The sequence below is a fragment of the Chloroflexota bacterium genome (assembly GCA_020850535.1).
GTDB lineage: Bacteria > Chloroflexota > UBA6077 > UBA6077 > JACCZL01 > JADZEM01.
Map to the genome: position 1 here is coordinate 1 of JADZEM010000011.1, position 24,356 is coordinate 24,356.

The window sequence follows — 24,356 nt, forward strand, 5'->3', positions numbered from 1 at the left end:
ACGAGTGCGGCGCGTGGCCGTCGGTGTGGTTCCAGGGCTGGTAGTGGTCCGAGACCACCACGCTGTCGAAGCCGTTCTGCTCGGCGGCCACGCCGAAGTTCAGGAGATCGCGCGGCGCAAACTGCTCTGCCGACGCCTTGTAGCCCAGGGTGAGCTTCGCCATGCTGCTGTCATCCCTCTCTGGTCTTCCGGGCACCGTAGCGAGCAGAGCACACAAGCGTCAAGCCACGGCAGCCGTCCCAGAGGCGAAACGTGCAGAGGCGGCCTCGAATTCCCGGGCGCGCGGTGGGACACCGAACGCCCGGGAATTCGAGGCCGCCTCTCGTCTGGAATGACCTTCCCCACCCGGGGACGAGAATCGAGGGCCAGCCACGCCCCTATTTTCGGAGCGTCAGCCACCAGTGGCGATTGCTGCCTTCCCACTCGGTCTCCAGGCGCGCCGTGTACGCCTGGTGACCGAGCACCAGGGTCACATCACGCCCGCCCTGACCGAAGTAGTACCGCATGAGCACGCTCGGGTCGTCGATGTCCCCAAGCTCGACGCGGCTATCGGTGGGCGGCGTCGGCAGGTCCGCCTCGACCAGCACGTGACCGTCAACATCCGAGAGATCGACCCGCGCAGGGAATTCCTGGAGTGCGGCAAGCGCTTGCCGGATACCGGCCAGGTCCGGACGTACGGACACCATGCTCCTACCTCGCTACTCTGCGCCCGACGGAGCGCCCGGTGTTCCCAGTTGTCCCCTCTGCTCCAGTGTCCTTCGCCCCGCGACCGCACCGACAGTGACAGGCGTCCGCCAGCCGGCGAGACATCTGTCACCGTCATGCGTCGATCATCGCATCGTAGCACTGTTGCCAGTCATCCAGTCAACAGTCGCTTGCGCATCTGGCGAATCGTCGCGTGACGCTCCAGCACCTCGAAGCCGGTGTTCTCGTAGAGCGACTTGGCGGCGGCGTTCTCCTCCCAGACGTTGAGCCAGAGCTCGGACACGCCCTCAGCCAGCAGCCGTTGCTCCAGAGCGGCCAGCATCGCCCGGCCGAAGCCGCGCCGGCGCATGCAGGCCGCCACCGTCATCTGGCAGAGGAACGCCCGCCCGGCGCAGGCCCCGGTCACCGGCAGCTTCACCCAGAGCCAGCCGACCACCGTCCCGTCCGGGGTCTGGGCCGCCCACAGCCGGTGATCCTGCGACCGCACAGCCTCGCGTTCCAGGCGCGCGATCGTGGACAACTCCTCCTCGGCGCGGTCCAAGGGCACGCTGGCCGGCCAGCGCTCATCCTCGATGTGCTCGCGCAGGCAATCGGCGATCTCCTCGCGGATGAAGCACTCCAGGTCGGCCGGCGACATCGGCGTCAACGTCAGCGCCGGCGCGGCCGACCGAGCTGCGGCCGGTCCAGGCCCGGCCGATGGCACGGCATCGCTGCCGGACTGCATCGGCGCGTCGGCGCGCCTCGGCGACAGGATGGCCACGGTCGCCACCAGCCTTTCCGGGGAGAGAAGCGTCCCTACCTCCATCATTCCGAGTGCGATGGTCTACCCGGCCGGGTTGTGTGTCCCCTCTCGTCGCGGGCATCTGTCCTGTCAGCCGGACGTGCGTGCGCCGCATACTATTCACGGAGCAAGCTGACACCTGCCCGCGGCGGCCGGCCGGTCCGGCCCGGGGCAATGGTTGCTGCGTGGCGTTGGAGCGCGCCCTGTGACTGACTCGCCCGGCGCAGACGCCGTCACGGCCGTCCCTGAGGATCGGCCGCCCACCGGCTGGCTGGTACGTACCAGCGGTCCGCTGGACATCTGGTATCGCCCGCACTCGTTCGCGGCGCGCGACCTTTCGGTGCTGAGCGCGCGGCTGCTGGCGGCGTACGCAACCGTCTCCGAGCTGCTGGGCCTGGCCTCGGGTCGTGGCGCACACCTCTCGATCCGCATGCTCGACGCCCCGGATGCCCCGCTCGACGGCAAGGGGCCAGCCGGCACCGCCGGCTCCGCGAGCGTGCAGTCTCAGCCAGTCCTGACCCTGGTCCATGCACCGGACCAACCGTGCCTCACGCCGGAGGTCGATCTGCTCCGGCTGTTCCTTGACCAGCAGATCGGCCCGCCGACGCCGCATTCCCGCTTCTGGGACGCCGGGTTGCTGGGCTATGTCGCCGCCAGGACCGGGCGAGGCCGCTACCACGCCGACGCCCCGGCCCGCTGTCGCCAGCTCCTGGCAGACGGCCTCCTGCCGGCGATCCCCGAGCTGACCACCGAGTCCGAGCAGCGGGTCTCCGCCGTGGCACAGTCCGTCGCCGTCGGGTTCGCCACCGAACTGATCGAGCGCAGCGGCGCGCATGCCTACGTGGCCCTGGTCGAAGCGGCTCGCCGCGACAACCTCAGCGCCGAGCCGGCGTTTGCCCGGGCCTATCACCGCGCGCTGCCGCTGGCCGAGCGGGACTGGCGGCGCCGGCTGGAGGTCGGGAGCCGGGTCCACCGGCCATCGGCTCGGGGCACCCTCCGCCGGCTCGTACCACTGTTGAGGCCGTACTGGTGGAGCGGCGTCGTCATCCTGTTCTACGCCCTGATCGGGATCGCGTTCTCGCTGGCGCTGCCGCTCACGTTCCGCTTCTTGATCGACGATCTGCTCGGGCACCGGCCGCTCGCCTTCCCGATCCCATTCATCGGCGGCAAGGGCCACGTCATCGGCGACGGCAGCGAGCAAACCCGCATCCTACTCGGGCTGATGGGCGTGCTCGGGCTGCTCTACGTGCTCAACGCCCTGGCCCGCGTTCGCCTGATGTCCGTGCTGAACGAGGTGGGCGAGTCGTTCGTGCTCGACCTGCGCCGCAAGCTGCTCGGCGTGCTCAGCCAGTTGCCGTCCACGTATTTCGCCCGCACCACCGCCGCCGATATCAATCAGCGGGTCGTCTACGACACGGCCACCATCGAGGGCGCGATGGTCAACGCCCTGGTGCCGCTGGTGACCGGCACCCTCACCGTCCTGATGAACGGCGTGGTGCTGGTCGGGCTGGAGCCACGCCTCGCGGCGATCGTGCTGCTGGGGTTGCCGGTGCTGGGGCTGCTGTATCGGCTGCGGCGTCGCAACCTGCGAGCCGCCGCCCGCGAGCGCGCGCGCCGCATCAGCGGTCTCTCGGCCCGCGTCGGCGAGTTCACGGCCATGCAAGTGCTGGTCAAGATCTACGGCGCGGCAGCCTACTTCGCGGGTCGCATCGGCCGGCAGCTCGAAGTACACCGCCACCTGAACATCGCCTACGCGCAGGAAAGCTCGGTGCTCGGACAGGCGGCCTCGCTGGTCATGCATCTGACCCAGGTGGCCGTCCTGCTGGTCGGCGGCTACCTGGTGATCGCCAGCGGCGGGCAGGATCTCGGAGCGGGCGGCCTCGCCGCGTTCTACGTCGTGCTGGGCCAGATCTTCGGGCCAGTCGGGCAGGTCGCCGCCGCCCGCCAGGGCCTCACCGACGCCGATGCCGCCGTCGAGCGGGTCTCCGAGCTGCTGGCCGAGGATGTCGAGACGGACACCCCAGACGCCATCGAGATCGGCGCGCTGCGTGACCGGCTGACCCTCGCCGACGTGACCTTCAGCTACACGCCGAGCGCCCAGCCCGTCCTCCACGAGATCAGCCTGAGCATTCCGGCCGGCGCGACGGTCGCCTTTGTGGGGCCGACAGGGGCCGGCAAGTCCAGCATCGTCAACCTCCTGCCGCGCCTCTACGCCCGCGACAGCGGCAGCATCACGTGGGACGGCCGGGACATCGACGGCGCGAGTCTCGCCTCGCTCCGGCGGCAGATCGCGCTGGTGCCCCAGGACGCCATCCTGCTGGCCACCACCGTCTACGAGAATATCCGCTTCGGCCTGGAAGGCGTCTCCGAGGAGGACATCCGCCGCGCCGCCGAGCAGGCCCAGGCCCACGGCTTCATCGCGGCGCTCCCAGACGGGTACGACACGACCGTCGGGGAGCGTGGAGCCGGCCTGTCGGGCGGCCAGCGCCAGCGCATCGCCCTGGCCCGGGCGCTCCTGCGCGATCCGTCCGTCCTGATCCTGGACGAGGCGACGTCGGCGCTCGACGCCACCACACAGCGAGCGGTCCAGGCAGGCCTCGCGGCGCGGTCGCAGCCGGGCGGCCCGCCGCGCACTGTCGTCAAGATCGCGCATCGGCTGGAGACGGTCGCCGACGCCGACCTGATCTTCGTCCTGGACGACGGGCGGCTGGTGGAGCAGGGCGCGCACGACGATCTGCTGGCACGGAACGGCCTGTACGCCCAGCTCGTTGCAGACCAGGTCGGTGCGCTCGCGGACGCCGTCCGCCCGAGTCAGGCCCAGGTGGCGCGCTGGCTGGCACGGCTCGCACCGTTCGCGGAGCTGCCACCGGACCGGCTGGCGCGGCTGGTCTCGCTGCTGGTGCGGATGGAAGTGGCGGCCGGCGAAGCGCTGTTCACCCACGGGAGCGCGTCCGACGCCTTCTTCCTGATCGGGCGGGGCCGCGCCACCATCTCACAGGTCGAGGACGACGGCGCTGAACACGAGATCGCGTCGGTCGGCCCCGGGCAGCTCGTCGGCTGGGCGACCTTTGCAACGCAGGCGGCGCACGGACGCTCGGCGCGCGCCGCCACCGACGCCGTCGTCTTCAAGCTGACGCGGGTCGCCTACGAGGCCGTCCTCGACGCCGACCCGGCGACACCCGGCGGACGCTGACGACTACAGCCGGATGCTGACGACTACAGGCGGGCGTTGAACGTGTCGCAGGCGTTCGCCTGCTTCTGCTGGTAGCCCTGCGTGAACCAGCGCTGCCGCTGCGCCGACGATCCGTGCGTCCAGTTCTCGGGGGTGATGCGCCCCTGCATCCGCTCCTGGATGCGGTCGTCACCAACGGCAGCGGCGGCGTTGAGACCATCCGCGATGTCCTGGTCGGTCAGCCGCTCGATGAAGCCGGTCTGCACGGCGTTGGCGGCCCAGACGCCGGCCAGGCAGTCGGCCATCAGCTCGGAGCGCACCGCGTCGCTGGTCGGGCCGGCGTCGCGCCGGTCCAGCCGGTCCAGGATGCCGGCGAGGTTCTGGACGTGGTGGCCGTACTCGTGGGCCAGCACGTAGGCCTGCGCGAACGGCCCGCCCTGCGCGCCGAATCGCGTCCGCAGCTCCTCGAAGAACGAGAGGTCGACGTAGACCGTCTGATCGGCCGGGCAGTAGAACGGCCCTGAAGCCGAGGATGCCCCGCCGCACCCGGTGTTCGTCGCACCGGAGAACAGGCGGGTCTGGGCGATCTGGTACCGTCCGCCCTGCCGTGGCAGCGCGTCGGTCCAGTAGTCCTGAATGCTGTTGACGAAGCCGACGATGCGGCAGTCTTCACGACTGTTCGCGTCTGCGCCGGTTCGGCAGTTCTGGGCCAGCGAGCTTTGCGCGCCCGCATCGACCGGGCCGGCCTGCGGGGCCGTCCGCGAGGTCTCCTGCACCACACTGGTCAGGACGGCTGGATCCACGCCGAACAGCATCCCGACGATCAGGATCACCAGCCCCAGGCCGCCGCCGCCGATGGCAACAGCGCCGCCGGGCACCCGCCGGCCGCGTTGGTCGTCAACCTGAGAGGTATCGAGTCGAGCGTTCTCGTTGAACCGCATGGTCCAGCTCCTCTGAAAAAGCAGGCGATAAGGCCAGGTGAGACGTCCCTACGCAAACCGCGCGCCACGCCCTCGTCGCGATCTGAGACGCCGCCGACACAATCGTAACGGTATTGCCGCCCCAGGTTGACATCAGAGCGTCCCCGCGCCGCAATCTGCCGCGTTTCGATGTGAAGAGGCCCCTGGCCTCGTTAAATCTTTAAGACTCTTTACTTTCTCGGGTACCATCCCGTACACTCGCGTCGGCGGCCTCGACGTGCCGCCATCTCGCTCGGCGTACCGACCCGTGCTCTGGCACCCCTTGGCCCCCGGAGGCAGCGTGCGGCACCGCGCTCTTTCCTTGCTTGGCTCGCTCGTCGTCCTGGTATTGGTGCTCTCAGGCACCGCGCTCGACATCACCCGGGCTGAGGCTGCCGCCGACGCCGCCATCTCGCAGCCGGCGTCCGTCCAGTACGTCGCCGCCGTTCCGCTACCGACGTACACCTTTGTGCCGCCACCCGCCGTGACCGGCCAGCCCGTGCGGCTGCTGGTCGTCCTGCACGGCATGGGCGGCAACGGGGCGGACATGGCCGCCATGCTCGCGCCGTTCGCAGCGCAGCACAACTGGGCCATCCTGGCGCCGACGATGCCCTACCGCGACTACCGCGATCCGGAGCTGGTTCGCCGAGACGGCGAGCTGCTGCCGCGCCTCAAGTCGCTGATCGACGCGCTGCCCACGCGCACCGGCCTGGCTTTTGAGTCGCGCGTGCTGATGTTCGGCTTCTCGCGCGGCAGCCAGGAATCGATCCGCTACTCGCTGATGTTCCCCGATCTGACGCTCGGCGTGGCCGGCTTCTCGGCCGGCTCCTACACCCTGCCCTCCACAACCGACGCCGAGGGCAAGCTGGCCCGCTACCCGTTCGGGACGGCCGACGTGGACACGTTCTGCGGGCAGAAGTTCGACGCCGCCGCGACCAAGAACGTCGCGTACTTCATCGGCGTGGGCGGCGCGGACACGAAGGCTGAGGATGTCCCGCGCCAGTGGGATCCGATGTTCGGCACCAACCGCGTCGAGCGGGCGACCCGCTTCGTGGAGATCCTCCAGCAGTTCGGGGCGCGCGCCAGCCTGAGCGTCTTCCCGGGCGCCGGCCACGAGATCACCACCGCGATGGAGCAAGACGCCGTTCGCTTCCTGGCGGGCCTCGGAAGCTGACGGCCGGCGCGAGCGACGCGCCGCCCGCCGAACCGCCGCGGGCGGCGCGTCGCTCGCGGGCATTGGCCCGCTGGCTTGACCGTATACTTGCGCCCCGGAGCGTCATGCGCTCGTCATGCAGGCCGGCCGCGTCGCCGTCCGGCCTCCACACGCCTCACGCTCGGAGTGTCTCGCCCTGGAGTCCGTCGTCCAGCCCGCCACGCGTCCGCGCGCCGTCTCCCCAGGAGCCGGAATCGTGCCGCGCTGGCTTCTCCGCGAGCGGACGCTCTCGCTGCTGCTGGTGCTGGTTGTCGCGTCGGTGCTGCGGCTGCCCTTCCCGGACCTGACGCCGTTCGGCCACGACGAGGCCCTGGAGGCCGAACGCGCCCGCCCGATCTGGTACGGCGCACGCCCTGTTGACTCGGAGATCACCTCCTGGTTCATCCCCGATCCGGCCGGCCTGCTCTACTACTACGCCCTGGCCGAGCCGTTCCCCCGTCCTGCTATCGCGCGGGTGATCCTGATCTCAGCCACCAACGTGGCGAGCGTGCTGCTGTGCTACCTGCTGGCGCGCCGCTTCTTCGGGGCGCGCGTCGGGCTGCTGGCCGGCCTCTTCTACGCGGCGAACCCCTGGGCGGTCACCTTCGGGCGGCAGCCGTGGGTCATCACCCAGCCCCTCCTGACCACGGTGATGCTCATGTCGGCCATGATGGTGGTGGCGCGGCAGGATCGGCGCTGGATCATCCCATTCTTCCTGGCCGGCGCAGCGCAGACGCAGACGCACTTGCTGGCCGTCCTCTTCGGCCCGCCGGTCCTGTTGACGCTGGCGCTGTTCGCGCGGCGCTGGCTCGCTCCGCGGTTGGCCCTGGCCATCGTCGCAGCCGTGGCGCTCGTCGCCCCGTACACGCTCCACCTCTGGACCCTGCGCGACGATCTGCTTCAGGCGCTCGGGCGGGGAAATCGGGGCATCACGCTGCTGCCCGATCCGACGGCGTTGACGCTCACCTCCTGGCTCGTCTCCGGCTACAACCTCAACCTGAAGCTCGGGTTTGACGACCGGGCGATGGACCTGCTCTCGCCGCTGCTGCTGACCGTCGCCGTGGTGGCGGTCGCGCTGCTCGTCGTCGGCGCGGGCGTCTCGGCACGTGCCTGCCTGCGCCGCGCAGACGGCTGGCGCGCCGACGCCCTGCTGCTGATCTGGCTCGTCGCGCCGCTCGCGCTGATGACCTGGCAAGGCTCACAAGTCTACATCCACTACGTGCTCTGCCTCGTGCCCCTGCCGTTCCTGCTGATGGCGCGCGGCGCATCCTGGCTGATGACGCTCCGCTCAGACACACTGCCAGGAGCGATCTCCCTCGCACGGCTCGTCGGTGGGGCGGTCGCCGCTGTCCTGGTGCTTCAGGCCGCCGCTGTCGGCGCGTTTTACGTCGCGCTGGACCGCATCGCCAGTGCGCCACCGGCCGCCATCACCGCGACACAGTGGCAATCCGAGCTGAACCGCGCCGATCTCACCGCCCGCCAGATTGGCATCGGCGAGCTGCACGGGCTACCGCTCCGGTACTGGCAGACCGTCGCGGATCGTACCAAGGCGGCGGCGCAGACGGCCGGCATCCGGGGCGTGACCGTGGTGACCGGCGTCCTGGACGCCGACAACCGCCACCTGGACCGCAACCGCAAGGCGCTCAACTACCTGCTCGGGCCGGAGCTGGAGCCGCGCTTCCCGCTCGAAGGGCTGACCGTTGCCCCCACGACCCGTGATGCCCTCGTCCTGACCATCCCCGACCAGGAGCTTCCACGCCTGCTGCAGCGCTCGGCCACGCGGCTGCTGGACGTGCCGCAGCCCGGCACCAGCAGTGCGGCGCGGCTGTTCCAGGTTCGGGCCCGCCCACCCGACGACCTGATCTCGCTGCGGCGACGGTCCAACCAGCCGGTCGGCTTCGGCGTGCGGCTGGTGGTCCTGGACGTACCGACCGAGGTGCGGCCGGGCCAGACGGCCCCGCTGGCAGCGTACCTGCTGGTCGAGGACGGCCAGCCGACCGATGCCCATGACCTTGTGCCTTACGTCGAACTGACGGACGCCGAGGGCCGGCGGCTGACCTTCGCGCGGCGCGGCGGCCTGCCGAGCGCCGAGTGGCAGACCGGCGATCTGCTGGTCCAGCAGCTCAACGTGACGGTGCCGGTCAGCCTGCCGGACGGAGAGTACCCGCTGCGGCTCGGCCTGTCGCTGCCCGACGACGACGTGGATCACCCGCCGCGGGCCGAGGGGGTCGTCGAGCGGGCGGTCGTGCTGCGGGTCCGCTCGACGCCGTAGCGCGACGCTCCGCTCAGGCCGGCACGGCCAGTTTCGCCAGCATCGCGTCCAGCACGGCGTCCACGCCCTCGCCCGTCTTGCAGTTCGTGAACAGGAACGGCCGGCCCTCGCGGTAGATCGTCGAGTCCCGCGAGAAGACCTCCAGGCTCGCGCCGACGTACGGGGCGAGATCGACCTTGTTGATGACCAGCAGATCGCTGCGGATCAGGCCCGGGCCGCGCTTGCGGGGGATCTTGTCGCCGCCGGCCACGTCGATGACGTAGATCGAGTAGTCCACCAGCCGCCGACTGAAGGTCAGGGTCAGGTTGTCGCCGCCGCTCTCCACGAGCGCCACCTGGGCCGAGGGGTAGCGCGCCGCCAGGTCTTCCAACGCCGCGAGGTTCATGGTCGGGTCTTCGCGGACGGCCGTGTGCGGACAGGAGCCGGTCTCGACGCCCACGATCCGCTCGGCGTCCAGGACGCCGTCGAGCGTCTTGCGGACGTGCTCGGCGTCCTCGGTGGTGACGATGTCGTTGGTGATCACGACCGTCTCGATGCCGCGCCCCAGCAGCCTGGGCACCAGCTGCTCGACCAGCGCCGTCTTCCCCGACCCGACCGGGCCGCCGATCCCGATTCGCAGCGGGCTGCCAGCGCCTAGCTTGCGAACAGCCGCGTGATCGCAGTCTCGTGCATCATGGTCATGAGCTCCGTTTGGACCGCACATCCGTACATCTCCTTCCAGGGGATGGTCAGCGCCTCGTCGGCGACGGCCGCGAGGAGCGGGGCCAGCCGAAAGCGAATCTGCTGGGCCTCGACATCGTCCACGTCGATCAGGCGAAGGGCTGCTCCGAGACAGCCAGCCACGTGCAAGTGCAGCAACAGGAGGACCGTGGCGCGCTGCTCCATCCCGAGCTGACGGCCGGCCACGCCCAGCACCACGGGGTAGAGGCCGGGCGTCGTGCGGTTGAGCACGAGCCGCCGCAAGTCGGCCAGCCGGCCGCCGGCCAGGCCGGCCAGCGTCGAGAGCGTCTGCCGTCCCGTCCGCTCCGAGGCCTGTCGCGACTCCCGTGCGAGCTTGGTCGCCAGCAGCCGACGGTCGATCTGCGCCACCAGGTCGAGATCGAGATCGAGATCGTCGGCGGCGGCCCAGGCGGCCGCCGTGGCGACCGCGTCGGTGGTCCCGATCTGCCAGCGGACGGTGTTCGCGATCCAGGTCTGGAGCGACGCAGCATCGGTCACAAGCCGGCGCTCAGCCAGCGTCTCCAGCCCGTGCGAGAGGGTGAACCCCCCGCTCGGGAAGAGGGAGTCGCCAAGCTGGAGCGCGGCCAGCAACGCCCCATCAGCCCGAAGCACGCCGGCAGCTTGCGACGCCCCATCAGCCTGCATCGTCATGCGTCCAAGGTCGCCGCGCCGGCGCGGGCTGCCCGCCACTCCCTCAGCCGGGCCTGCACGTCCACCCGTCCGAGCGGTTGGTAGTCCGCGTCAGCGGCCCAGGCCATTCGCAGGCCGTCCTCGCCGAAGATGGCCCGCGCGCCCAGCTCCAGCCGCTCCACAAGGGCACACTGCTCCAGGCCATGCTCATCGAAGTCCGCATTCAGGTGGGTCAGCGGATCGACCGGCCCGGCCAGCGCTGACACCCGGCCAGCCACGATCATCCCGTGGCGCACGGCCAGCGGATCGATCAGCGAGCCGTCCTCACGGACGTTGTCGGCAGCGGTCAGATGCCGGACTTTCATGGCAGCTGCGTCCTCGCCCGAACTGTCCTGCCGTGCAACCGTGCATTCCCCACGGCATCCTGAGCGGTTGGTCCGATCCTGCCAGCAGGAAGCTCTGGCAGGGAGCGCAACCGTGCATTCCCCATGTCATCCTGAGCGGTTGGTCCGATCCTGCCAGCAGGATGCTCTGACAGGGAGCGCAACCGTGCATTCCCCATGTCATCCTGAGCGGAGCGAGCCTGCGAGCGCAGCCGAAGGATCTCACAACCTGTCGCGTCAGCGGGTGAGATCCTTCGCAAGCTCAGGATGACAATGGTGTCTTGACGGCAGACACCTCGTGCCGAACGCGCCATCACCGCGGGTCGTGCCATCACCGCGGGTCGTGCCATCACCACGGGTCGTGCCATCACCACGGGTCGCGCCATTACCGCGGGTCGTGCCATCACCACAGGTCGTGCCATCACCACAGGTCGTGCCATCACTACATCAAGTAGAACAACTGCGTGTGCGACAGCCGCTCGGCCGGGCCGACCGTCGCGATCTTGCCGTCCACCCGCACGACGTACGTCTCGGGGTCCACCTCGATCTTCGGGGTCAGATCGTTCAGCAGCATCTGCTTCTTGGTGACTGTCCGGCACCCCTTCACGGCCACCAGCCGCTTGTTGAGGCGCAGCCGCTCGCCTACGCCATCGTCGAGGGCCGCCTGCGACGTGAACGTCACAGACGTGGCCGCCGGCGCCGACCCGAACGCGCCCCACATCGGCCGGTACAGGACCGGCTCCGTCGTCGGGATTGAGGCGTTCGGATCGCCCATGACGCTCCAGGCGATCAGCCCGCCCTTGACGATCATTTTCGGCTTGGCCCCGAAAAACGCGATGGGCCACAGCACGATGTCCGCCAGCTTACCGGCCTCCAGCGATCCGACCTCGTGCGCGATGCCGTGCGTGATGGCCGGGTTGATGGTCAGCTTGGCGAGGTAGCGCAGGATGCGGAGGTTGTCGTTGGTGGAGACCGAGCCGGGCGGCGGCTCGCCCATTCGCTTCATCTTGTCGGCGGTCTGGTACAGCTTGGCATAGCTCTCGCCGATGCGCCCCATCGCCTGGGAGTCTGAGGAGTACATCGAGATCACGCCAAGGTCGTGCAGCACGTCCTCGGCCGCGATGGTCTCCGCACGGATGCGGCTCTCCGCGAACGCCACGTCCTCCGGCACGGCCGGGTTGAGGTGATGGCAGACCATCAGCATGTCCAGGTGCTCGTCCAGCGTGTTGACGGTGTACGGGCGCGTCGGATTCGTGGACGAGGGCAGGGCGTTCAGCTCACCGGCGATCTTGATGATGTCAGGCGCGTGGCCGCCGCCTGCCCCCTCGGTGTGGTAGGTGTGGATGGTCCGGCCACCGATGGCCGCGATGGTGTCCTCGACGAAGCCGGACTCGTTCAGGGTGTCGGTGTGGATCGCCACCTGGATGTCGTAGTCGTCGGCCACCCGCAGCGACGTATCGATGGCCGAGGGCGTCGTGCCCCAGTCCTCGTGATCCTTCAGGCCGCAGGCGCCCGCCACGATCTGCTCGATCAGCGGCGCGGTCCGGCTGGCGTTCCCCTTCCCGAGGATGCCGACGTTCAGCGGCAGGTTGTCGACGGCCTGGAGCATCCGGCTGATGTTCCAGGGACCCGGGGTACAGGTCGTGGCGGCAGTGCCGTCGGCCGGCCCGGTCCCACCCCCGATGATGGTGGTGATCCCGTTCGAGAGGGCCTCGTAGACCTGCTGAGGGCAGATCATGTGGATGTGGCTGTCGATGCCGCCGGGCGTCGCGATCAGGTGCTCGCCGGCGATGACTTCCGTGCCGGGGCCGATCGCCATCGTCGGCGTGACGCCGTCCTGGGTGTCCGGGTTGCCGGCCTTGCCCACCCCCACGATCCGCCCGTTCTTGACGCCCAGGTCGCCCTTGACGATCCCGAGCACGGGGTCCATCACGACGACGTTCGTGATGACGAGATCGAGCGCGCCCTCGGCGCTGGACCGTTGACTCTGGGCCATGCCGTCGCGGATCGTCTTGCCGCCGCCGAAGACGGCCTCCTCGCCGGGCACGCCCAGGTCGCGCTCGACCTCGCAGACGAGGTCGGTGTCGGCCAGCCGGAACCTGTCGCCGGCCGTGGGGCCGTACAGGCGCGCGTACCGGTCACGCGAGATCCGCATCGGAGCCCTCCAGCGGCGCAGACTCGAACGGGGCATCGGCCGGCCCGCCGGCCCCCCGGAAGCGGAGCACTTGCGCCCGCGCGATGGCCGTCTCGATGTCGTCCAGGTCGCCGTCCACCAGCGCCGAGAACCCGATGGCCCGGCGCGCACCGCCCAGGGCCACCAGGGTCACTTCGCGCTCGTCGCCGGGCTCGAAGCGGACAGCCGTGCCAGCGGGGATATCGAGGCGCATACCGTAGGCCGCGCGCCGGTCGAAGTCCAGCTCGCGGTTCACCTCGAAGAAGTGGTAGTGCGAGCCAACCTGCACCGGGCGGTCGCCGGTGTTCTTGACGCGGACCGTCGCCGTCGGGCGGCCGGCGTTCAGCTCGATCTCGCCGTCAGGCACGATGTAGCGGGCGGGTTCGGCCATCGTGGATCCTTCGCTGAGATGAAGCGCGATGCCCTGCTAGACAATCGGGTCGTGGCAGGTGACCAGCTTGGTGCCGTCCATGAACGTTGCTTCGACCTGCACAGCCGGCACCATCTCAGGCACGCCCGGCATCACGTCGTCGCGGCTGACGATGGTGCGCCCCAGCTCCATCAGGTCGGCGACGCTCTTGCCGTCGCGCGCGCCTTCCAGGATCGCCTCGGTGATCAGGGCGATGGCCTCGCTGTAGTTCAGCTTGACCCCGCGATCTCGGCGCTTACGGGCGAGGTCAGCCACGATGTAGACGTAGAGCTTCTCAACCTCGCGCGGACTGAGCATCATCTGCTGCCACCCCCGCTCCTCCCAGGTAGCGTGATGGTAGCCGGCAGGGGTTGGCGTAGGAAACAGACAGGCCCGCCGAAGTTGGCGGGCCAGGCTTGTGCAGAGGGTACAGCCGTTCAGGGGCGAGGCCGAGCGCGGTCACGCTCGGCGTGAGATCACCGACCGAGCGCGCGGTCGAGCCGCGCCGACGTGATCGCCGCCAGCTCGTAGGGGATGCCGAAGGAGACGACGCCCTCAAGGCCGCCCGCGCCAGTCACGATGATCATGTTCTCCTTGATGAAGCCGACGAGGTAGATCGTCACGCTGTCCTCGGTCTTCACGAGGCTGAACGTCCCGCCGTCGTTCGGGCCGGACTTGCTCATCCGGTAGCCGTTCTGCTCGACCCAGTACCGCCGCTGCATCTGGAGCGCATCGCCAGCGCCGATGCTCTCGTCCAGCCGGACGACCTGCTGAATGATGAAGACCGGCCCGGACATCAGGTTCATGTCGTTGATCTCGCGCATCATGCCGACCTGATAGATCGGGCCGACGTTCTCGACGCGCCCGTGCTCGGTCAGCGACGGATCGACGGAGAAGCCGGACGGCAGATCGGCCGGCGAGAGCGCGATGTCCTTCGGCTCGACAGCCAGCGGCGCGGCCAGCGACTGCCCGCCTGTCAGGGCCAGGAACGTCGAGGTGACCACCACGACGGCCAGCATGAGGCGCACGATCGGCGCGACGGCAGTGCAGACCCGCCACGGGTTCATCTTCATCACGTTCGTCTCCCAGTCCGAGGTAGGGCTGGATGGCTCAGTCGGCGTCACACACACCGTGTGACGGGCTCCGGCCACAAGCTCGCCCTGCTCTCTTTGCGGCTGAATCGCCACATTCTCGCAGACGTTCGAACGGCCGGAACGGTTCCTTCGAGATGGGGCGTCATGGAAAAGCCGCAGACCTGGCTACACGAGCCGATACACCTTCTGCTTGCGCCAGAGGTGCGGTGTTCGTGAGTCGGCCTCTTCGATGCGGCCATCGCTCTGAAGCTGCTCGAACTCGGCCATCGGCAGCTCGACGTACCGGCACGCCCTCGCGTCGAACACGATGCGCGTGCGAGCGCGGCGCTCGTAGAGGCCGGCGCGCTCGCTTTGCAGCCAGTTGATGACGAGACCGGCCCGCCCGTGCAGCAAGTACGGCAGCGATCTGATCATGTCGCACCCCGGAGCGGTACTGATCCTGTCAGCTTGAGATAGTACCGCGCCGGCCGCCGCGATGCCGTAATGTCGGGGACGGCCTACGGGCGGGCCGCTGCCGCGTCGAGCCGCGCCGACGTGATGCCGGCCAGATCCACCAGTCGAGCGAACGTCGTCACCGGCGCGAGGCCGCCCGTCGTGGTGAACACCACCATGTTTCCCTTCACGAAGCCGACCGAGTAGAGGATCACGTCGCCCTCGGTGCGCTTCAGGCTGACGGTGCCGCCGTCGTTCGGACCCTCAGGCGTGGGCGACATGCCGGCATCGCGGATCAGCTCGTCGCGGATCGAGGCGAGCACGGCCTCGGCAGCCACCGGCCCATCGATCCGTACGATGATCTGCTGCACGATGATCGGGCCGTCGAGCAGGTTCTGGGGCGTGGCCTGTCGCCGCATATCGACCCGCAGGCTCACGCCGACGCTGTCGGGAAGGATGCTCAGGCCGGTGACGGCCGGGTCCACGGCGAAGCCGGCCTGCAAGTCAGCCAGGGTCAGTGCAACCTCACGTGGATCGACCGGCCCGGCCGCCTGGGCGCGCGGCACGGCGATCCAGCCCGTCGTCATCAGCGTCAGCAGCAGCGCCAGTCCGGCCAGCAGCCGCAACACCCGGGGGCTGCTCCAGGATCGTGCTCGCATAGCGTCCTCCCGCCGGCCGCGCGTGCCTGGACACCCGAGTCCAGCGAACAGAAGGCACGGGGCGGCTGTCTGGGAGAACGCCCGGGTGCGCCGTCACGAGGACGGCGCACCGACGCGTCTGGCGCTACCGGAGACGAAAGTACTTGAAGGACTCGGCGAAACGGAGTCCTTGCGTCTGGCCAACCTGCCCGGCCCGTTCCCGAACCATGTTCGAGAGGTTCCAGTCCGGCCGATCTGGCCGCGTGCCGTCGCCCACCTGGCTGACGTGCGCCAGCAGCGCATGGATCTTGAGGTCGACGGTCTCCTCGATGTCGATGAAGACATCAGGCGTGTTCGTGCCGCCGACGTACACCTCGACGACCTTGTGCGGCTCGAACCCTTCATCCAGCAGCTCGGGGAAGACGTGCGGATCGCGGGCGGACGGGTAGACGGCGTCCAGGGCGGCATCGCCGGCCGCGCGGTGATCGGCGTGGTTCAGGTAGCCCTGCGCCGACCAGCGGGTCGTCGGATCCTGGCAGATCAGGACGTCGGGCCTGTAGCGGCGAATCTCGCGGACGAGGTCGCGGCGCAGCGCCAGCGTGTTCGTCAGGATGCCGTCCTCGTAGCCGAGGAACGTCAGCCCCTTCGCGCCGAGCCGGGTGCAGGCCTCGCGCTGCTCGACCTTGCGGATCTCGGCCAGTTTGGCCGGGGACATCTCGCGGTCGGACGTGCCCTTGTCGCCGGCCGTGCAGAGGACGTAGTTGACTTCTTTGCCCTCACGGGCGAACTTGGCAATCGTGCCCGCGGCCATGAACTCGGCGTCGTCTGGGTGCGCCACGACGACCAGGACACTGCGGGCCTCGTACTTGTGCTCGTCGGACATCCGAACCTGCCACTCCTGCCACTGCTAGACGCTCATGTCGGCCCGCTCACCCTGCAAGCAGGCCGACCGAAACCGAGGAACGAAGTACACCGTTGGCCCGGACAGTCTCCGTGGCCACCAGGGCGCGGCGTCGAACCGTAGACGCCGCCGTTACTCTGGTGACCATAGCGAACGAGTCGGGGAACCGTCAAAACGCCGGGCGCGCATCAGGCCAGGACGATTACATGTTGAGCGCGTCACGCAGCGTGGTCGGGGCTTGAAAGCCCCGCCTACAGGCATTCAGTCGCTGCGCGACGCCCCAGTCTCACCGGACGACGGCTGTTCTCGTCCTTCGTCGCGCAGCGACTGAATGCCTGTAGGCGGGGGTCTATGACCCTTGACGAATTCCTGCGGTCATAGCCCCTCACCCCCCGACCTGACGTGCGGACTCCGTGGTTATTTCGTCAAACGCCATCAACCCCCGACTGCCCGTCCTGCCACGTTCTTGGAACGCCAACGAAGATGCGATTGCCCTGCGCGTCAGGCCCGCCGGGGCCGCTTCGGCTCCTCCGGCGGCGCGAGGTCGCGTCGGGCCTGCTGGACAGCCTCGCGCATGCGGGACAGCTCGTCCGCGCCAGGCTGCTCCTCGCCGTAGCGCGTGCGGACGTACAGCTCGGTGACCGTCTCGATAGACGCGGCAGCCACCGGCCGGGCGCGGTTGACCTCGTGCGCCAGCTCGTTCGGCGTAGTGGCCGGCCGACGCTCGAAGCCGGCCCGCGCCACCGCCGTCAGGAACTCACGATACAGCGCGCGGATCGTGCGCTGCTCGCTCTGCTGGGCCGTCCCATCGAGCACGCCGCCGCCAGCCGCCGACGTCCGTGCCGCGCTCGGCCTGAACACGTTGCCCGTCAGCACCTCGCCGCGCAGCCAGCGCAAGAACACCTGCCACCAGGTCGCCCAGGAGAACGCCTCGGCGGCGGACATCGCGGGCGATGGCTCGCGCTGCTTCGGCAAGCTGAAGCCGATGGACCCGATGTTCGTCTTCATCAGCTTCATGACGGCGCGGATCCCGAAGAAGAGGAACAACGCCAGCGCGAACGTGATCAGCAGCTCGAAGACCCAGAAGAACGGCACGTCGCCGGCCGGCCGCGCCACTGTCGGGGCGGGCGCCGGCCCGAGCGGCCCGATGGGGCCACTGGGCGGCAACTGCTGTGGCCCCGTCGGGCCGAAGCTCGGGAAGAAGCTGGCGATCCACTGGAACAGTGCCCCGATGCCCACCAGGGCCAGGTTCGCGCCGACATGGACCTGATCCATGAACGACGAGAGCACATCCGGCGTGACCAGCACCACCACCACAATGGCCACCAGCACGATCAGCCCAACCAGCCCGCCGACCAGCACCAGCCAGTCCTGCTCCGGGGCCGACCCTGGGGCGCGCCGCTGGCTGCGCCGCGCCAGCCCCAGCCCGTAGAGGCCGGCCGCCGCGAACGTGACGGCTGGGAGGAGCCCTGCTCCCGGTGCCGCCCAGATCAGGATCACCAGCATGCCGAGCACGACGATAGTTCCGACCTGCAGCTCGGACTCCACGAACTCGAGGTCGATCCAGCCATCGGCCAGCGCCCAGCCGCGCCAGGCCAGCAGCAGCCCCGCCACGAACTGGACGTTCCAGCGCATGCCAGACGGCGTGCCGGCCGCGGTGGCGTTGCCGGCCTCAGCCAGCACGGCCACCACGATGGCGACGGTTGCCCACCAGACGGGATCGAACCAGTTGAGACGACGCCATGAGACCGGCGCCAGCTTGCCAAACCCGAACGAGAGCGGCCCCGAGAGCAGGATCAGCCAGGGGGCCGGCCAGGGACTGCCAGCAACGGCCACCCAGACCCAACCCAGGATCAGCGATGCGATCGAGATCTCCATGATCATCGCGGCGGCGATCATGCGCGTCGCTCCTCGGCCAGCGCCGCCACGATGTCGCGCTCCCGCCCCAGGTCGAACCAGGCGTACCCGTCCGGCGGATCGGCCTGCCGCAAGCCGCAGTAGACCAGCGCAACCGGATCGCCACGTCGCCGCACCGACTCCAGCTCGGCGAGCATCGGCTCCTCGGGCAGCGGCGTGAACACCACGATGGTCGTGCCCGGCGGGTGACGCCCGAGGGTCGACGCGAGCACGTTGTCGATGGGGCGGCCTTCGGACGGCATCACGACGGCCAGCGATTCGAGGATCAGGCGTAGCTGATCCAGGCCAGCGTTGCCGGGGATGGTGACAGCATCCGCCCCGCTGATCGCCAGGGAGACCGCCGCGCCGCGCTCGATGGTCACGTTCGCCAGCGAGGCCGCCGCCGACACCGCCCGCTCGAACAGGGCCTCGCGGTAGACCAGCCACGAGTGATCGAAGCCGCCGGCGTCGAGGTAGATGGCGACCTCGCGCCGCACGGTCCGCTCGAGCACCTTGACCTGGATCGACCCGCGCCGGGCGCTCGCCTTCCAGTGAATCTGGCGCGGCGAGTCGCCGACGCGGTAGTCGCGCACGCCGATGGGACGGACCGGGTCGGGCATCACGATACTGCTGGCCCGCAGGTCGCCCACGGCCATGCCGGCCTTCAGCCCGATCTGCTCCAACGGCACGATCCGCGGGAAGACCAGCAGACGGGCGCTGGTCGGCTCCTCGCGGCGGCGTGGGTAGAGCCGCAGCGGATCGGCGGCCAGCATGCTGATGGCCTCGACTTGGTATGCGCCCCGCTGCCGACAGCGGACGTGGATGCGCCGCTCGACCTTCTGAAAGGGCAGCAGGGTGACCATGATGTGCAGCGCCCGGCCGTCGCCGCTCAGCACCCCGATGCCCGGCTCGGGCGTCACGTACAGGCCGCGCGGCACCGTGAAGTCGATCTCCAGCCAGGGGATCGGGATCGGGCCGCGCCCGCTCACCCGCAGCAGCAGCTCGACCTCGTCATCGGGAAAGGCGCGGTCGTCGTCAAACTCCAGGACGCAGCGCACTGAGCGCAGCGCCAGCGCCGACCAGAGCCGCGTGACGATGGCGAGCGCCAGCAGCAGCGCGGCCATCGCGCTGAGGGGCGCGGACTGGTTCCAGACGGCCAGCGCCAACAGCACCAGGGCCAGCGAGATGCCGCGCGCCCCGACCAGCCAGAGCGTATTGCCCGCCGCGTCGCCGTGCAGCTGGATCACGGGCGCGGTCCGTCAGGGAGCAGTGCGAGGCCGGGCTGCTGGCCCGTGCCGTGGAGGGCGCCCATGCTCACGCGTCTACTCGACGGGCACCGGCGTCGCGGAGACGATCTCGTCCAGCACCGACAGCTCGGTGCGGCCACGCAGGCGCGCCTGACTCGTCAGCAGCAGACGGTGGCCGAGGACCGGGCCGGCCAACGCCTTGACGTCGTCCGGGACCACGTAGGTGCGGCCACGCACGGCGGCCAGGGCCTGGGCGGCGTGGTACAGCGCCAGCGTGGCGCGGGGGCTGGCCCCGAGCCGGATGGCCGTGTGCTCGCGGGTGGCGCGAACCAGGGCCACGACGTAGTTGCGGATCGTCGGCTCGACGCGGATATCCCGGACGGCGCGGATCAGCCCGATCAGCCGCTGGAGGTCCATCACCGGGTGGACCTCGTCGAGCGGCGTGGCCGACGCGAACCGGTCGATCAGCGCCTGCTCGTCGCGCTCGCTGGGGTAGCCGATCCGCAGGCGCAGCAGGAACCGGTCGAGCTGGGCCTCCGGCAGCGGGAACGTCCCCTCAAGCTCGATAGGGTTCTGGGTCGCGATCACCAGGAACGGGCTGGGCAGCGGTCGGGTCGCCCCTTCGAGGGTGACCTGCCGCTCCTCCATCGCTTCGAGCAGGGCGGCCTGGGTGCGCGGCGTCGCGCGGTTCAGCTCGTCCACCAGCACGATGTTGGCGAAGATCGGCCCCTGCTGGAACACGAAGCCGCCGCCCTTCTGGTCGAGGACGTGGACGCCGGTCACGTCGCTGGGTAGCAGGTCGGGCGTACACTGAATGCGGGCGAACGAGCCACCAATCGAGCGGGCCAGCGAGCGCGCAAGGGTGGTCTTGCCGACGCCCGGCACGTCCTCGACCAGCAGATGCCCGCCGGCCAGCACGGCGACCAGCGTGTGCTCGACGGCCTCGGCCTTACCGACAACGACCTGAGCGATGCTGCGAAGGATCGGGGCGATCTCGGCGTCGAGCGCCCGGGGTGCGTTCTGGGAGACCATGCGCGCAGTATAGCGAGGGGCAGGAAAAAGCTACACCCGGCTCAGGGCACGCGGGTCCAGCAAGTCGCGCACCTGATCCCCGAACCGCCCGACGGCCAGCACCACCAGGCTCAGCGCCAGGCCGGGCATCGTCGAGATCCACCACGCCGTATTCAGGTAGGCCCGGCCATTCGCGATGGTCGCGCCCCAGGACGGCTGGTCGGACGGCGTCCCCAGGCCCAGGAAGCTCAGCGAGGCCTCGGCGATGATGACCAGCCCCACCTCGACCGTCGCCACGACCACCAGCGGGCCGACGGTGGACGGCACGACGTGCAGGCGAAGCAGCCGCGCGTCGCTGGCCCCCAACGCCTGCGCCGCGTGCACGAACTCGCGCTCCTTGGTGGTCAGCGTGGCCGCCCGCGCCACCCGTGCGAACGTCACCCAGCGCGTCAGCGAGAGCGTCACGATGACGTTGGTGACGCTCGGCCCGAGCACGCCAGCGATCAGGATCGCCAGCAGGATCGAGGGAAAGGCCAGCTGGATGTCGGCGATCCGCATGGCGACGGTGTCCACCCAGCCACCGTAGTAGCCGGCCAGCACCCCGATCACCAGCCCGACGGTACCAGCCACGGCGACCGTGCTCAGCCCGACCAGCAGCGAGATCCGCGCGCCCTGCAGCACCTGCGCCAGGAGATCCCGCCCCACCTGATCGGTGCCCAGGAGGGCCGTCGAGCCGTCGCGCAGCACCTCCAGCGGCGGCTTCAGACGCTCGCCGGTCCGCACCGACACCGAGTCGTACGGCCAGACGACCGGCCCGAGGATGGCGATCAGCAGGAACAGGATCAGCGGCGACGCCCCGATCAGCAGCCGGATCAGGCGGCGTCGCTGGCGGCGCCGGCCGCGCTCGGCGGCGGCAACGGCCGGCGTGGCGCTGCCCGCTGCGAGCGGCCCGGCGGCGGCGACGGTCGGCGTCTGGTGGCTCATCAGCTCCCCCAGCTCATTGCAAGCGAACTCGGGGATCGAGCGCGCCGTAACTCAGATCAACCAGGAAATTGATCGTCACGAAGATCGCCGTGATGAAGAGAATCGCCGCCTGCACCAGCGGATAGTCGCGGTTGGTGATCGCGTCCACCAGCAACAGCCCCACGCCCGGCCACGCGAAGACCGTCTCGGTGATGACGGCCCCGCCGAGCAAGTGCCCGACCTGCAGACCGACCACCGTGATAACGGGGATCAGCATGTTGCGGATGGCGTGTCGCCACATCACGACCTGGGCGGGGAGGCCCTTGGCCCGCGCCGTCCGGATGTAATCCTCGTCCAGCACGTCGAGCAGGCCGCTGCGGACCAGCCGCGTCAGCACGCCCACCAGCGGCAGCGCCACGGTGATGCTCGGCAGCACCAGATGGGCCGGCGTCTCGTCGCCGGCGCTCGGGAGCAGCCGCAACGAGCGCGCAAATATCAGGATGAACATGATGCCGAGCCAGAAGCCCGGCACCGACTGCCCCAGCAGCGACACCACCGACACGATAGCATCGAGCGTTCCCCCGGGCCGCAACGCCGCCGCGATGCCGAGCGGGAAACTGATCAGGACCGCGATGACGATGGCCGTGAGCGCCAGCCGCCCCGTCGTCGGGAGCCGCTCGGCCACCAGCGACGCGACCGGCTGGGCCAGCCGCAGCGACTCCCCGAGATCGAAGCGGAGCGTTTGCCCCAGGTAGACGACGTACTGGACCGGCAGCGGCCGGTTCAGCCCGAGCTTGTCGCGCAGGGCGTTGACCTCAGCAGCGGTAGCATCCGTCCCGAGCATCATCTGAGCAGGATCCCCGGGCACGGCGCGGACGGCCAGAAAGACCACCGTCAGCGCGCCCCACAGCACGAAGACGGAGAAGATGAGGCGCCTGATGATGTAGGTCGTCATAGCAACCTCACCCCCCGAGCCCGCTACTTCTTCGGCATCGTGTTGTAGAACGACAGGAAGGCGCTCGGCGTCGGGACGAACCCGTCTACTGACTTGCGGTACGCGAACGTCGCCAGCAGGTCGAACGGGAAGATGCCGACCGCGTCATCCCAGATGATCTTGTTAGCCTGGGCGTACAGATCCTTTCGCTTGTTCTGGTCCGTGGCCGCCGCCGCCTCGTCCAGCAGCTTGTCGAGCGCCTCGTTCTTGTACCCATTGCGGTTCGCCCGCGAGTGGTACAGCCGCCCGAGCGTGAAGTCGGCGTCGCCGGTGGTGACGGCGTTGGTCTGGAAGTCCATGTCCCAGTTGAGCTTGATCAGGTTGTCGAGCCAGGTCGCGCGCTCCTGCTCGGCCACCTTGACCTTCACGCCGATGGCGTTCCAGTACGCGATCATCGCCTGCCCAAGCTCGCGGTCCTGCGGGCCGGCGCCAGCGTACCAGATGAAGCTCGTCTCGAAGCCGTTCGGCTTGCCAGCCTCGGCCAGCAGCGCCTTCGCCTTGGCCGGATCGTAGGCGTACGGCGTCTGCGGGGCATGCCCGAAGACGGTTGGCGGAATCGGCGCGGTCGCCCGCACGCCGATGCCCGGCAGCAAGTCCTTCACCATCGTGTCGATGTCGAGGGCGTGGATCATCGCCTGGCGGACCCGCTTGTCGGTGAACGGCTCGCGGCTGCCGTTCATCCACATGAAGTAGTACTCATGCGACGGCGTGGTCTCGACCTTCAGCTCGTTGTTCTTCTGGAGGCCGGCCAGCTGATCCGGCGGCACCCGCCAGGTGAAGTCGATCTCGCCGGTCTCCAGCGCCGTCAGCCGAGCGGCGACCTCGGGGATGTACTTGAAGACGATGGCCTTGGAGGCCGGCGGGCCGCCCCAGTAGGCATCGTTCGCCTCGAGCCGCAGATCGGCGTCCGCACGCCACGAGACGTACTTGAACGGGCCGGTGCCAACGGGCTTGGTGAAGAAGCCGTCGGCGTTGACGCTGGCGGCCGGCGCCACGGTCAGCAGGGTGACGCTGGCCGGGATCGTGCCCACCGGCTGCTTGGTCTTGAGGCGGATCGTCATCGGATCGGGCGCCTCGACCGTCTCGACGTTCGCGAAGAGCGGGGCGACCGGCCCCTTCTGCGCGATGATCCGTTCGAGCGACGCCTTCACGTCGGCGGCGGTAAAGTCCGAGCCGTCGTGGAACTTGACGCCCTGGCGCAGCTTGAAGACCCAGGTGGTCGGGTCGGGGGCTTCCCAGGAGGTCGCCAGCTTCGGCACGAGGCTGCCGGTGGCCGAGTCACGCCCGACCAGCGTGTCAAAGACGTGCTGCATGCAGGTGTGGGTCACCCCGTCCACCGACTGCGCGCCCTGTGGATCGAGCGTCGTCAGCTTGGCATGCAGGCCGATCTTCAGCTCGCCCGTGGGGGTGCGGGAGGCCGGCTTCGCGTCGGAGGCCGGCTTGGTCTCGGGCGGCTTGGCGGCCGGCGGCGCGGCGGCCGTCGTCGGCGCGGCGGCAGCCGCTGGCGCGGCGGGCTTGCTCTCGGCCGGCTTGGCGGGGGCGGTGGTGGCAGCCGGCGCGGCCGGCTTGGTCTCGGCGGGTTTGGCGGCCGGCTGCTGCTGACCGCAGGCGGCCAGCACGGCAACGCTGGCCGCGGCCAGCACTGACTGGCTCAGGAATTGGCGGCGATTCACACGCATGATGTCGTCCTCCTCCTACTCGTCGTCGAGCATTGGGGTCTTCGGGGGGTCTTCGGGGGTTCCTCGGACTGTCTGCCGATCGGCCGAGGGGCGCCGGAACGCAGA

Annotated in this window: 21 protein-coding genes and 1 pseudogene; 3 read left to right on the plus strand and 19 right to left on the minus strand. The window is 69.6% G+C overall.

The window, feature by feature from the left end; translation table 11 throughout:
* The 3 genes from IT306_01395 to IT306_01405 form a co-directional block, all read right to left on the minus strand.
* On the minus strand, nt 1–163 hold a 163-nt coding region (locus IT306_01395; GenBank protein ID MCC7367043.1), incomplete at its 3' end, for an LLM class flavin-dependent oxidoreductase.
* A 214-nt stretch (nt 164–377) separates the two neighbouring features.
* Nucleotides 378–686 carry a hypothetical protein gene (locus tag IT306_01400; GenBank protein ID MCC7367044.1) on the minus strand — a complete coding sequence of 103 codons (309 nt, stop codon included), beginning with the start codon at nt 684–686 and terminating at the stop codon, nt 378–380.
* Between the two features lie 170 nt (nt 687–856).
* Nucleotides 857–1,474: a GNAT family N-acetyltransferase gene (locus IT306_01405; GenBank protein MCC7367045.1), complete on the minus strand. Its 618-nt coding sequence runs from the start codon at nt 1,472–1,474 to the stop codon at nt 857–859.
* 217 nt (nt 1,475–1,691) lie between these two features.
* Here IT306_01405 and IT306_01410 point away from each other — a divergent pair, with 217 nt between their 5' ends.
* Nucleotides 1,692–4,679 carry an ATP-binding cassette domain-containing protein gene (locus IT306_01410; protein MCC7367046.1) on the plus strand — a complete coding sequence of 996 codons (2,988 nt, stop codon included), beginning with the start codon at nt 1,692–1,694 and terminating at the stop codon, nt 4,677–4,679.
* Between the two features lie 23 nt (nt 4,680–4,702).
* Here the strand turns inward: IT306_01410 and IT306_01415 are convergent, their stop codons facing one another.
* Nucleotides 4,703–5,599, minus strand: a complete 897-nt coding sequence (locus IT306_01415; GenBank protein ID MCC7367047.1) for a neutral zinc metallopeptidase — start codon at nt 5,597–5,599, stop codon at nt 4,703–4,705.
* Nucleotides 5,600–5,918: 319 nt separating this feature from the next.
* Between IT306_01415 and IT306_01420 the strand changes: the two genes are divergently transcribed.
* Entirely contained in the window at nt 5,919–6,791 is an 873-nt protein-coding gene (locus IT306_01420) for a hypothetical protein (GenBank protein ID MCC7367048.1), read from the plus strand.
* Nucleotides 6,792–7,026: 235 nt separating this feature from the next.
* The gene (locus tag IT306_01425) at nt 7,027–9,081 is read left to right on the plus strand and encodes a glycosyltransferase family 39 protein (GenBank protein ID MCC7367049.1); all 2,055 of its coding nucleotides are present in this window, start codon (nt 7,027–7,029) and stop codon (nt 9,079–9,081) included.
* A gap of 13 nt (nt 9,082–9,094) precedes the next feature.
* Here the strand turns inward: IT306_01425 and ureG are convergent, their stop codons facing one another.
* The 15 genes and pseudogenes from ureG to IT306_01500 form a co-directional block, all read right to left on the minus strand.
* The gene (gene ureG / locus IT306_01430) at nt 9,095–9,784 is read right to left on the minus strand and encodes an urease accessory protein UreG (GenBank protein ID MCC7367050.1); all 690 of its coding nucleotides are present in this window, start codon (nt 9,782–9,784) and stop codon (nt 9,095–9,097) included.
* Nucleotides 9,715–10,446: an urease accessory protein gene (locus IT306_01435; GenBank protein MCC7367051.1), complete on the minus strand. Its 732-nt coding sequence runs from the start codon at nt 10,444–10,446 to the stop codon at nt 9,715–9,717. The genes ureG and IT306_01435 overlap by 70 nt, the downstream gene beginning before the upstream one ends.
* Nucleotides 10,447–10,448: 2 nt before the next feature.
* Complete coding sequence (locus tag IT306_01440) at nt 10,449–10,796, minus strand: hypothetical protein (GenBank protein ID MCC7367052.1); 348 nt, start codon at nt 10,794–10,796, stop codon at nt 10,449–10,451.
* A gap of 460 nt (nt 10,797–11,256) precedes the next feature.
* Nucleotides 11,257–12,969 carry an urease subunit alpha gene (ureC, locus tag IT306_01445; protein MCC7367053.1) on the minus strand — a complete coding sequence of 571 codons (1,713 nt, stop codon included), beginning with the start codon at nt 12,967–12,969 and terminating at the stop codon, nt 11,257–11,259.
* Nucleotides 12,953–13,717: pseudogene (locus IT306_01450) on the minus strand (urease subunit beta). Before IT306_01450 ends, ureC begins: the two are co-directional and overlap by 17 nt.
* 155 nt (nt 13,718–13,872) lie before the next feature.
* Complete coding sequence (locus IT306_01455) at nt 13,873–14,469, minus strand: hypothetical protein (GenBank protein MCC7367054.1); 597 nt, start codon at nt 14,467–14,469, stop codon at nt 13,873–13,875.
* A gap of 186 nt (nt 14,470–14,655) precedes the next feature.
* Nucleotides 14,656–14,904 carry a hypothetical protein gene (locus IT306_01460; GenBank protein ID MCC7367055.1) on the minus strand — a complete coding sequence of 83 codons (249 nt, stop codon included), beginning with the start codon at nt 14,902–14,904 and terminating at the stop codon, nt 14,656–14,658.
* Between the two features lie 83 nt (nt 14,905–14,987).
* Complete coding sequence (locus IT306_01465; protein MCC7367056.1) at nt 14,988–15,581, minus strand: hypothetical protein; 594 nt, start codon at nt 15,579–15,581, stop codon at nt 14,988–14,990.
* A 124-nt stretch (nt 15,582–15,705) separates the two neighbouring features.
* A complete protein-coding gene (locus IT306_01470) occupies nt 15,706–16,443 on the minus strand; it encodes a PIG-L family deacetylase (protein MCC7367057.1) in 738 nt (245 codons plus the stop codon).
* 519 nt (nt 16,444–16,962) lie between these two features.
* Complete coding sequence (locus tag IT306_01475; protein ID MCC7367058.1) at nt 16,963–18,360, minus strand: DUF4129 domain-containing protein; 1,398 nt, start codon at nt 18,358–18,360, stop codon at nt 16,963–16,965.
* Nucleotides 18,357–19,604, minus strand: coding sequence for a DUF58 domain-containing protein (locus IT306_01480; protein MCC7367059.1), 1,248 nt, complete (start codon nt 19,602–19,604; stop codon nt 18,357–18,359). Before IT306_01480 ends, IT306_01475 begins: the two co-directional genes overlap by 4 nt.
* A 75-nt stretch (nt 19,605–19,679) precedes the next feature.
* Nucleotides 19,680–20,636, minus strand: a complete 957-nt coding sequence (locus tag IT306_01485; protein MCC7367060.1) for a MoxR family ATPase — start codon at nt 20,634–20,636, stop codon at nt 19,680–19,682.
* Between the two features lie 30 nt (nt 20,637–20,666).
* On the minus strand, nt 20,667–21,599 hold the full coding sequence (locus IT306_01490; GenBank protein MCC7367061.1) for an ABC transporter permease: 933 nt from the start codon (nt 21,597–21,599) through the stop codon (nt 20,667–20,669).
* Nucleotides 21,600–21,612: 13 nt separating this feature from the next.
* Nucleotides 21,613–22,533, minus strand: a complete 921-nt coding sequence (locus IT306_01495) for an ABC transporter permease (GenBank protein MCC7367062.1) — start codon at nt 22,531–22,533, stop codon at nt 21,613–21,615.
* Nucleotides 22,534–22,556: 23 nt separating this feature from the next.
* Nucleotides 22,557–24,251 carry an ABC transporter substrate-binding protein gene (locus IT306_01500; protein ID MCC7367063.1) on the minus strand — a complete coding sequence of 565 codons (1,695 nt, stop codon included), beginning with the start codon at nt 24,249–24,251 and terminating at the stop codon, nt 22,557–22,559.
* Between the last annotated feature and the right edge of the window lie 105 nt (nt 24,252–24,356).